The organism is Actinomadura sp. CNU-125 (assembly GCF_001942465.1).
Classification (GTDB): Bacteria; Actinomycetota; Actinomycetes; order Streptosporangiales; family Streptosporangiaceae; genus Spirillospora.
In genome coordinates, this window is sequence record NZ_MKJY01000215.1 from 1 (window position 1) to 9,220 (window position 9,220).

Here is a 9,220-nt window from a genome sequence, read left to right on the forward strand (position 1 = left end):
GCGGCCTCGACCTCGCCGCCGCCGAACGCGCGCAGCGCCCGCTGACGGCCGGGCTCGGCGCGCGACCGACACCGGCGGCCTCGCCGCCGGGCTCCCGGCGGGCACCGCGGCCGTCGCGGGCCTCGCCGCGTTCGGCATCTGGCTTCGGCTCCGCGAGTACCGGAGGTGACCGTGCGCACCGTGATGGCGCTCGTCCTGCTCTGCGCGCTCACCGCCTGCGGCGGCCCCGGCGGCGACCGGACGGTCACCGTGCTCGGCTCCTGGACGGGCGCGGAGCGCGACGCGTTCGTGGAGATGCTGCGCGAGTTCGAGCGCGACACCGGGATCGACGTGCGCTACAGCGGCACCCGCGACGCCCGCGCCGTCCTCGCCAGCGAGCTGCACGACGGCCACCCGCCCGACACCGCGGTGCTCGCCAACCCCGGCGACCTGCGCGCCTACGCCGCCGACGGGCACCTGCGCCCGGTCGGGTCCGCGTCGCGGGGCCTCACCGCCGAGCTGACCGCCGCGACCGGGCCGGACGGCGTGCGGCGCCCGTACGGGATCGTCCTCAAGGCGTCCGTGAAGAGCCTCGTCTGGTACAACCCGGACACGCTCCCCGGCGGGCTCGCCGAACGGCTGAACGACCCGTCCCTCACCTGGGACGAATTCGCCACCGCCGTGTCCGGGACGGCCGACACCCCCTGGTGCCTCGGCCTGGAGGACACCTCCCAGTCGGGCTGGCCCGGCACCGACTGGATCGAGGACCTCCTGCTCCACCTGTCGGGCCCCGAGGTCTACGACGCGTGGGTGTCCGGGCGGCTCGCCTGGACGGCGCCGGAGGTGCGGCGCGCGTGGGAGGAGTTCGGCACCGTCGTGCGCGGCGCGCACGACGGGAACGGCGGCGTCCTGCTCACCGGCTACGGCGAGGCGGGCGGGTGGATGTTCGCCGACCCGCCGGGCTGCCGCTTCGACCACGCGGGCTCGTTCATCCCCGCCTTCTACGCGCAGGCCGCGCAGCGCCCGCGGCCCGGGACGGACTTCGACTTCGTCCCGTTCCCCGGCCGCGGCACGGTCGAGATCGGCGGCGACCTGCTCGGCATGTTCCGCGACACGCCCGCCGCCCGCGCGCTCGTCGAGTACCTGACCTCGGCGGAGGCGCAGCGCACCTGGGTCGAGCGGGCCGGGTCCGGCGCCTACTCCCTCAACCGGGAGATCCCGCCGGAGGACTACCCCGGCGACGTCTCCCGGCGCATCGCCGCGCTGCTCGCGGGCGCGCGGACGGTGCGCTTCGACGCGTCCGACTCCATGCCGAGCGTGATGGCCGCCGCGTTCAACCACGCCGTCCTCGAATACGCCGCCGACCCGGCCGCCGAGCGCCTCGACGCCATCCTCGCCGCTCTCGACAAGGTCCGCCGGACCACCGAATTCGACGCCTGACGCGCATGTCCCGCCTCGGCCGTCCCTACGCGCGCGGGGCGGTGCGCAGGGCGGTGTTCTCCACGCGGACGCGGGTCCGCAGCAGGGCCAGGTTCACGACGGTGAACAGCGTCGCCGTCAGCCAGGCGGTGTGGACGAGCGGCAGCGCGATCCCCTCGGCGACGACCGCCGCGTAGTTCGGGTGCGGCATCAGCCGGTACGGGCCGCGGTCGACCAGCGGCAGCCCCGGCACGATCACCACCCGGGTGTTCCACCGGCGGCCCAGCGTCGTGATGCACCACCAGCGCAGGCCCTGGGCGAGGACGGCGACCGCCAGCATCGGCCAGCCCAGCGCGGGGACGAACGGGCGGCCGAGCAGCCACACCTCCAGCAGCGCCCCGCCGAGCAGCCCGGCCTGCACCGCGACGATCCCCGCGTAGTGGCCCCGTCCGTGCTCGACGCCGCCGCGGCGCCGCGCCCACGCCAGGTTCCGCTTCGCCACGACCAGCTCCGCCGCCCGTTCCAGGGCGACGAGGCCGATGAGCAGCGTGAACCAGGTCGGCGGCACCGGGTCACCAGCGCAGCAGGACGAGTTCGGCGGAGAACCCGGGACCGAGCGCCATCAGCACGCCCGGGACGCCCGCGCCCGGACGGCGCTCGGCGATCGTCTGCTCCAGCACGTTCAGCACCGACACCGACGACAGGTTCCCCGCGCGGCGCAGCGACTCCCACGTCACGTCGAGCTCGCCGCCGTCCAGCCCGAGCACCTCGCCGATCTTCTCGATCACCTTCGGGCCGCCCGGATGGCACACCCACGACGGCACGTCGGCGCGGGACAGGCCGTGGTCGCGCAGGAACGCGTCCACGTCCCCGGCCAGCTCCTTGTCGACGAGGTCGACGAGGTCGGCGGCCAGCACGATCCGGAATCCGTGCGCGCCGACCCGCCAGCCCATCAGCCGCCGCGTGCCCGGGTACAGGCGGCTGCGGGACGCGACGATCCGCGGGCCCGCGGTCCCGTCGGCGGGCCGCCCGGCCGTCCGGTCGTCGCCGAGCGCGACGGCCGCCGCCGCGCCGTCCCCGAACAGGCCGCTGCCCACGAGGTTCGGCGCCGTGACGTCGTCGCGCTGGACGGTCAGCGAGCACAGCTCCACGCACACCAGCAGGGCCGCGCCGTCCGGGCGGCCCCGCAGATGGTCGTTCACCCGGGCCAGGCCCGCCGCCCCGGCGGCGCAGCCGAGCCCGAACACCGGCACCCGCACGACGTCCTCGCGCAGCCCGGCCCGCTGCGCGAGCTCGGCGTCCAGCGACGGGACGGCCAGCCCGGTCGACGAGCAGAACAGCAGGTGGTCGATGTCGGACGGGTCGAGCCCGGCGGCGTCGAGCGCGGCGGCCGCCGCCCGCTCGCCGAGGTCGAGGGCCCGGTCGACGTAGGCGTCGTTGGCGGCCGTGAAGTCGGTGAGCCGGTCGTACTCCTCGATCGGCAGCGCCAGATGCCGTCCGGTGATCTGCGTGTTGGCGTGGAAGCGCGCGAGGACGCGCGGGTCGGCGTCCGTCCGGGCGGCCACGGCCTCGGTGATCTCGTGCTGCTCGTAGCGGTGCTCCGGCAGCACGGTCCGTACCGCGGCCACCCGCATGGCGCCTCCCCCCGAAGAACCCGGACCCGGCTAGTCGTGCTTGCGGCCGGGAAGGTTCTCGTACATGTCGGTGAGCTTCTGCCGGAACCCGCGGGCGGCGATGCCGACCTTCTCCGGGTCCTTGATGCCGGCCTTGACGGCCTTCTTGGCCTGGTCCTTCGTGATGTGCGGCGGGATCGGCGCGATCTCGTTGTCGACGACGAACTCCAGGACGACGGGACGGTCGCTCGCGAGCGCCTGCTGCCACGCCCCCTTCACCTTCTTGGGCTCGTCGCAGTAGATGCCCTTCAGGCCGCAGAGTTCCGCGTACTTGGCGTACGGGAAGTCCGGGATGTACTGCGAGCCCTCGTACTTCGGGTCGCCGCCCATCGCCCGCTGCTCCCAGGTGACCTGGTTGAGGTCCTGGTTGTTGAAGACGCAGAAGATCAGCGGCGGCGAGCCGCCCATCCGGTCGGCGTACCGCTTCACCGTGAGCATCTCGTTCATGCCGTTCATCTGGAACGCGCCGTCGCCGACGAACGCGATGACCGGACGGTCCGGGAAGGCGAACCGCGCGGCGATCGCGTACGGGACGCCCGGCCCCATCGTCGCGAGCGTCCCCGACAGCGACGCCTTCATCCCCTCGCGGATCTTGATGTGCCGGGCCCACCAGTTCGTGCCCGAACCGGAGTCGGCGGTCAGCACGGAGTCGTCCGGCAGCAGCGGGGACAGCTCCGCCGCGACCGCCTGCGGGTTGATCTTGCCCTCGAAGGACTGCGCGGCCCGCTTGTCCATCACGGTGTTCCAGGTGCGGACGTTCTCCTCGATCTCCGCGCGCCAGGAGCGGTCCTCCTTGCGGCGCAGCAGCGGGATCAGCTCGCGGAGCGTCTCCTTGGCGTCCCCGACGACGTGCGCGTCCATCGGGTACCGGATGCCGATCATGCGGCCGTCGATGTCGATCTCCACGCCGCGGCAGCTGCCCTCGTCCGGCAGCCACTCCGCGTAGGGGAAGCTGCTGCCGACCATGAACAGGGTGTCGCAGTTCATCATCATCTCGTCGCTGGCCTTGGAGCCGAGCAGCCCGATCGGGCCGGTGACGAACGGCAGGTCGTCCGGCAGCACCTCCCGGCCGAGCAGCGCCTTGGCGACGCCCGCGCCGAGCAGCTCGGCGACCTCGACGACCTCCTCGCGGGCGTTCGCCGCGCCCTGCCCGATGAGCATCGCGACCCGCTCGCCCTCGTTGAGGATGTCGGCCGCCTTGCGAAGCTCCTCCGGATTCGGCAGGACGCGCGGCCGGCTCCACCCCACGCTGGAGTACACCGAACCGTGCTCCTTGGGCGGCGACGGCACCGCGTCCGCCTCCTGGACGTCCTCCGGGATGATGATCGTCGCGACGCTCCGCGTGGTCAGCGCAGTCTTGAACGCCCGGTCGATCACGTGCCGCATCTGCGCGGGCGCCATGACGATCTGGCAGTACTCGGAGACGTCGGAGAACAGGTCCTCCAGGTTCACTTCCTGCTGGTAGTGCGTGCCCTGCGCGAGCCGCTTCTGCTGCCCGACGATCGCGACGACCGGCTGGTGGTCCAGCTTGGCGTCGTACAGGCCGTTCAGCAGGTGGATCGCGCCCGGACCGGACGTCGCCGCGCAGCAGCCGACCTCGCCGGTGAACTTCGCGTGGGCGCAGGCCATGAACGCGGCCATCTCCTCGTGCCGCGTCTGGATGAACTCCGGCTCGCCCTTCGCGCGGTCGAAAGCGCCCAGCATGCCGTTGATGCCGTCGCCCGGATACCCGTACACGCGGCGGACGCCCCACTCGGTCAGGCGCCGGAGCACATAGTCGGCCACTTGCTGAGCCATGATCGTCCACTCCCGCTCGTCGTCGGATCTCACCCCGTCTTCCACCCTCCGAGTCCCCGAGAGCCCGCGGCCAAACCCGGGCCCGGACCGGGGCGGCGCGGCCGTTTCACGGCGTCTCCCGGAGGTAGTTAGAGCGCGTCGCCGAGCGGGAGGAGCCGCCGATGGCGGACATGTCCATCGAGGGCCTGCGCGTGCACGCGTTCACGGTGCCGACGGACGGGCCGGACGGGATCGAGGAGGACGGCACCCTGCGCTGGGACTCCACCACGATGGTGCTCGTCGAGGCCGACGCGGGCGGACGGACGGGCATCGGCTACACCTACGGCGACGTGTCGCTCGCGCGCTTCGCCGAGTCGAAGCTCGCGCCGGTCGTCCGGGACCGCGACGCGCTCGCGCCCGCCGCCGCGCAGCACGCCATGTTCGCCGCGATCCGCAACGCCGGACGCCCCGGCCCCGGCGCGATGGCCGTGTCGGCGGTGGACGCCGCCCTGTGGGACCTCAAGGCGCGGCTCCTCGGCCTGCCGCTGTACCGGGTGCTGCCCGCGTTCCACGACGAGGTGCCCGTCTACGGCAGCGGCGGCTTCACCAACTACCCGCTCGACCGGCTCGCCCGCCAGCTCGGCGACTGGGTCGAGCGCGGCATCCCGCGGGTGAAGCTGAAGACGTCCCGCGACCCCGGACGCGACCCCGAGCGGCTCACCGCCGTCCGGGCGGCGATCGGGCCGGGCGCGGAGCTGTACGCCGACGCCAACGGCGCGCTGACCCGCAAGGACGCCCTGTACTGGGCGCACCGCCTGGCGGGGGAGTGGGACGTGCGGTGGTTCGAGGAGCCGGTGGGCGGCGACGACCTCGCCGGGCTGCGGCTGCTGCGCGACCGGGGCCCGGGACGGCTGGAGATCGCGGCGGGCGAGTACGGCCACGTCTCCGGCGACTTCACCGGCCTGCTGGACGGCGCCGTGGACTGCCTGCAGGCCGACGTGACGCGCTGCGGCGGCGTCACCGGGGTCCTGCAGGTCGCCGGGCTCGCCGCGGCGCACCGCGTCGACCTGTCCGCGCACTGCGCCCCGGCGCTGTCGGCGCACGCGTTCTGCGGCGCCGAACGGCTCCGCCACCTGGAGTACTTCCACGACCACGTGCGCGTCGAGGACATCGTCTTCGACGGGACGCTCAGCCCGGCGGGCGGCGCGCTGCGCCCCGCCCCGGACCGTCCGGGCCTCGGCCTCGACGTGAAGTGGGCGGACGCCGAGCCGTACCGGGTGCACGGCGCCCGCCGCTGACGCGTCGCCGCGCGGGCGTCCTCAGCCGGCCGCGGCCTGCGCCATCATGACGACCTCCCCGGCGGTCCAGCCGCCGTCCACGGCCAGCTCGGCGCCCGTCACGTAGCGGGCCGCGTCGGAGATCAGGAACGACACCGCCTCGCCGATCTCCTCCGGCAGGCCCACGCGGCCGAGCGCGGCCAGCGGGAAGCCGCCCTCGCCCTCGGTCGCGTGCTCGGACGTCATCGGCGTGTACGTCATGCCGGGATGCACCGAGTTCACCCGGATCCGGTGCCCGCCCAGCTCCGTCGCCGCGATCTTGGTGAGGCCGCGCACGCCCCACTTGGACGCGCCGTACGCGCTGGTCAGCGGCAGCGCCGTCAGCCCCGCGGCGGACGAGATGTTCACGATCGACCCGCCGCCCACCGCCTTCATCGGCCCGAGCACGGCCTTCATGCCGAGGAACACCCCGGTCAGGTTGATCTTCACGACCCGCTCGAAGTGCTCCAGCGTCTCGTTCTCCAGCAGGGCGTTGGACGAGACGCCCGCGTTGTTGACGAGCCCGTCGATCCGCCCGTACTCCTCCAGCGCCGCCGCGGTGACGGCCGCCCAGCCGTCCCGGTCGGTCACGTCGTGCCGGACGAACAGGCCGCCGACCTCGGACGCCGTCCGCGCCCCCGGTTCCGCGAGCAGGTCCGTGACGACGATCTTCGCGCCGTCCCGGGCCATCCGCCGCGCCGCCGCGGCGCCGAGCCCGCGGGCGCTCACGATGACCACCTTGTCCTGCAGCTCTTCCGACATCGCCGTCTCCTTGATCATGTTGGGTTGGGACTACGCTGAGGCGCATGGTGAAGCCCTCGCCCCGGTCGCGCGCCGAGCCCGCGACGCTCCCCGCCACCGCGTGGGCCGTCCTCGGCGTGCTGTCGTTCGGCGAGGAGCCGACCGGGTACGAGATCCGCAAGTGGGCCGAGCACATCCTGCGGTTCTTCTACTGGTCTCCCGCGATGAGCCAGATCTACGCCGAGCTCAAGCGACTGGAGAAAGCCGGGTACGCGACCTCCCGGACGGACGTCGCGGCCGACGGCCGTCCCCGCCGCGTCTACGCGATCACCCCGGACGGACGGGACGCGCTCGCCGCGTGGGCGTCCGACGCGCCCATCGGCCCGCCCGTCCTCAAGCACGGGCCCGCCCTGCGGGTGTGGCTCGGCCACCTCGCCGGGCCCGAGCGGCTGCGGGAGGTCGTGACCGAGCAGCGCGACCGGGCGCAGCGGCTCGCGGAGGAGGCGGAGCACTCCCGCCGCGTCGCGGTGACCGGGACGGGCTGGGCGCACGCCGAGATCGTGGCGCGCTGGGCCGTCCGCTACCACGAGGCCGAACGCGACCTGGCCGAGCTGATGCTGGCCGACCTGGACGAACTCGCCGGGCGCGGCGCCCCCGGGTGACCGTGCGCGGGGCGATCACGCGCGCCGCCGCAGCGCGTCCTTGACGACCTTCCCCGCGGCGTTGCGCGGCAGCGCGTCCACGAAGCGGAAGTGCCGGGGCACCTTGAAGTTCGCCAGCCGCTCGCGCAGCCACGCCGTCAGCTCGTCCGGGCCGGTCTCCGCGCGGGCGACCAGCCACGCCGCGCCGACCTCGCCGAGCCGCGCGTCCGGGACGCCCAGCACCGCGGCCTCGACGACCGCCGGGTGCGTCGCGAGCACGCCCTCGATCTCGGCCGGGTAGACGTTGAACCCGCCGACGACGAACATGTCCTTGAGCCGCCCGGTGACGGTGAGGTAGCCGCGCGCGTCGAGCCGTCCGAGGTCGCCGGTGCGCAGCCGGCCGTCCGCGTCGAACGCCCGCGCGGTGGCCTCCGGGTCGTCGAGGTAGCCGCGCATGACGTGCCGTCCGCGCACCAGGATCTCGCCCTGCTCGCCGGGCGGCAGGGCGCGGCCGTCCGGCGCGGCGATCCGGATCTCGGTGCCGGGCAGCGCGGGCCCGCTGGTGCGCGCGACCGTCTCGGCGTCGGCGTCCACCGGGCACACCGACACCACCCCGGCGGCCTCGCTCAGCCCGTACGCGGTGAAGACGTGCGGGACGCCCAGCTCGCCGCGGATCCGGCGGATCAGGTCGACGGGCACGTCGGCGGCGCCGGTGCCCGCCAGCCGCAGCGAGTGGACGGGGCGGTCGGGCAGCTCCAGCAGCGAGGTGAAGACCGTCGGCGGCCCCATGAGCACGCTGACCCGGTCGGCGGCCAGCCGGGCGGCCGCCGTCGCGGCGTCGAACACCGCCTCGGGCAGCATCGTCGCGCCGTTCAGCAGGCACGCCAGGATCCCCGCCTTGTACCCGAACGTGTGGAAGAAGGGATTGATCAGCAGGTACCGGTCGCCCGCCCGGAGCGTGGAGACCTCGCTCCACGCCCGGAACGCCCAGAGCGTCGCGTCGTGCGTCGACATCGCGCCTTTGGGGCGTCCGGTGGTGCCGGAGGTGAAGACGATGTCGGCGACGTCGTCCGGCCGGACGCCCGCCGCGCGCTCCCGCGCCGCGTCCGCGTCCACCGCCGCGCCGCCGTCCAGGAAGTCCGCCCACCCGAGTTCCCGGCCCGCGGGCTCCCCTTCCAGCAGGACGACCAGGCGCAGTTCCGGCAGGTCCTCGCCCGCGAGCAGCGCCGGGTAGTCGTTGCCCAGGAATCCCCGGACGGTGAACAGCGTGCTCGCCCGGCCGCGCCGCAGGACGTCGGCGGCCTCGGCGCCCCGGTACCGCGTGTTCAGCGGCACCAGGACGCGCCCGCGCTCACCGCCCCGAGCGCCGCGACGATCCACTCGACGCCGTTCGGCGCCCAGATCGCCGCCCGGTCGCCGGGCCGCACGCCGGCCGCGATCGCCGCGCGCGCGGCGGCCCGCACCTCGTCCCGCAGCCGGGCGAAGGTCCAGCGCAGCGCGCCGGAGACGACGGCCTCGCGGTCGCCGTGGACGCGGGCCGCGTGCTCGACCAGTGCGGGGATCGTCTCTGCGGTCATGGGTCTGCTCCTTCGGGCCGGGGCGCCTTGACATGGAACCACACCGATGCTTCTAATCGGAATGTTCCTAATAGAAATATTCCGATTCGAGACCTGGA

At 74.2% G+C, this 9,220-nt stretch carries 8 protein-coding genes and 1 pseudogene; 3 read left to right on the forward strand and 6 right to left on the reverse strand.

Annotation, left to right across the window (positions count from 1 at the left end):
* The first annotated feature begins 165 nt into the window (after positions 1-165).
* Positions 166-1,419 carry an ABC transporter substrate-binding protein gene (locus BJF79_RS23780; protein ID WP_143220117.1) on the forward strand — a complete coding sequence of 418 codons (1,254 nt, stop codon included), beginning with the start codon at positions 166-168 and terminating at the stop codon, positions 1,417-1,419.
* Between the two features lie 25 nt (positions 1,420-1,444).
* On the opposite strand, the gene BJF79_RS23785 is transcribed toward BJF79_RS23780, so the two are convergent.
* The 3 genes from BJF79_RS23785 to BJF79_RS23795 are packed head-to-tail and all read right to left on the reverse strand — an operon-like array spanning position 1,445 to position 4,868.
* Positions 1,445-1,966 (reverse strand): isoprenylcysteine carboxyl methyltransferase family protein, encoded by a 522-nt coding sequence (locus BJF79_RS23785; protein WP_075900569.1) that lies wholly within the window; start codon positions 1,964-1,966, stop codon positions 1,445-1,447.
* A gap of 4 nt (positions 1,967-1,970) precedes the next feature.
* Complete coding sequence (locus BJF79_RS23790) at positions 1,971-3,032, reverse strand: type III polyketide synthase (protein WP_075900571.1); 1,062 nt, start codon at positions 3,030-3,032, stop codon at positions 1,971-1,973.
* A gap of 30 nt (positions 3,033-3,062) precedes the next feature.
* The gene (locus BJF79_RS23795; RefSeq protein WP_075900579.1) at positions 3,063-4,868 is read right to left on the reverse strand and encodes a thiamine pyrophosphate-requiring protein; all 1,806 of its coding nucleotides are present in this window, start codon (positions 4,866-4,868) and stop codon (positions 3,063-3,065) included.
* A gap of 161 nt (positions 4,869-5,029) precedes the next feature.
* On the opposite strand from BJF79_RS23795, the gene BJF79_RS23800 reads away from it, so the two are divergent.
* On the forward strand, positions 5,030-6,145 hold the full coding sequence (locus tag BJF79_RS23800) for an enolase C-terminal domain-like protein (RefSeq protein WP_075900573.1): 1,116 nt from the start codon (positions 5,030-5,032) through the stop codon (positions 6,143-6,145).
* A 21-nt stretch (positions 6,146-6,166) separates the two neighbouring features.
* Here the strand turns inward: BJF79_RS23800 and BJF79_RS23805 are convergent, their stop codons facing one another.
* Positions 6,167-6,925 (reverse strand): glucose 1-dehydrogenase, encoded by a 759-nt coding sequence (locus BJF79_RS23805; RefSeq protein ID WP_075900581.1) that lies wholly within the window; start codon positions 6,923-6,925, stop codon positions 6,167-6,169.
* A gap of 44 nt (positions 6,926-6,969) precedes the next feature.
* Between BJF79_RS23805 and BJF79_RS23810 the strand changes: the two genes are divergently transcribed.
* A complete protein-coding gene (locus BJF79_RS23810; protein WP_075900575.1) occupies positions 6,970-7,566 on the forward strand; it encodes a PadR family transcriptional regulator in 597 nt (198 codons plus the stop codon).
* A gap of 15 nt (positions 7,567-7,581) precedes the next feature.
* Here BJF79_RS23810 and BJF79_RS67190 read toward each other — a convergent pair whose 3' ends face one another.
* Positions 7,582-8,001, reverse strand: coding sequence for an AMP-binding enzyme (locus BJF79_RS67190; protein ID WP_410050131.1), 420 nt, complete (start codon positions 7,999-8,001; stop codon positions 7,582-7,584).
* A gap of 45 nt (positions 8,002-8,046) precedes the next feature.
* Positions 8,047-9,122, reverse strand: a pseudogene (locus BJF79_RS67195) (AMP-binding protein); the annotation flags it as partial.
* Between the last annotated feature and the right edge of the window lie 98 nt (positions 9,123-9,220).

Coding starts and splice junctions, on each gene's coding strand:
- BJF79_RS23810 (WP_075900575.1), top strand. CDS start 6,970: ATGGTGAAGCCCTCGCCCCGGTCGCGCGCCGAGCCCGCGACGCTCCCC.
- BJF79_RS23805 (WP_075900581.1), bottom strand. CDS start 6,925: ATGTCGGAAGAGCTGCAGGACAAGGTGGTCATCGTGAGCGCCCGCGGG.
- BJF79_RS67190 (WP_410050131.1), bottom strand. CDS start 8,001: ATGCGCGGCTACCTCGACGACCCGGAGGCCACCGCGCGGGCGTTCGAC.
- BJF79_RS23795 (WP_075900579.1), bottom strand. CDS start 4,868: ATGGCTCAGCAAGTGGCCGACTATGTGCTCCGGCGCCTGACCGAGTGG.
- BJF79_RS23790 (WP_075900571.1), bottom strand. CDS start 3,032: ATGCGGGTGGCCGCGGTACGGACCGTGCTGCCGGAGCACCGCTACGAG.
- BJF79_RS23800 (WP_075900573.1), top strand. CDS start 5,030: ATGGCGGACATGTCCATCGAGGGCCTGCGCGTGCACGCGTTCACGGTG.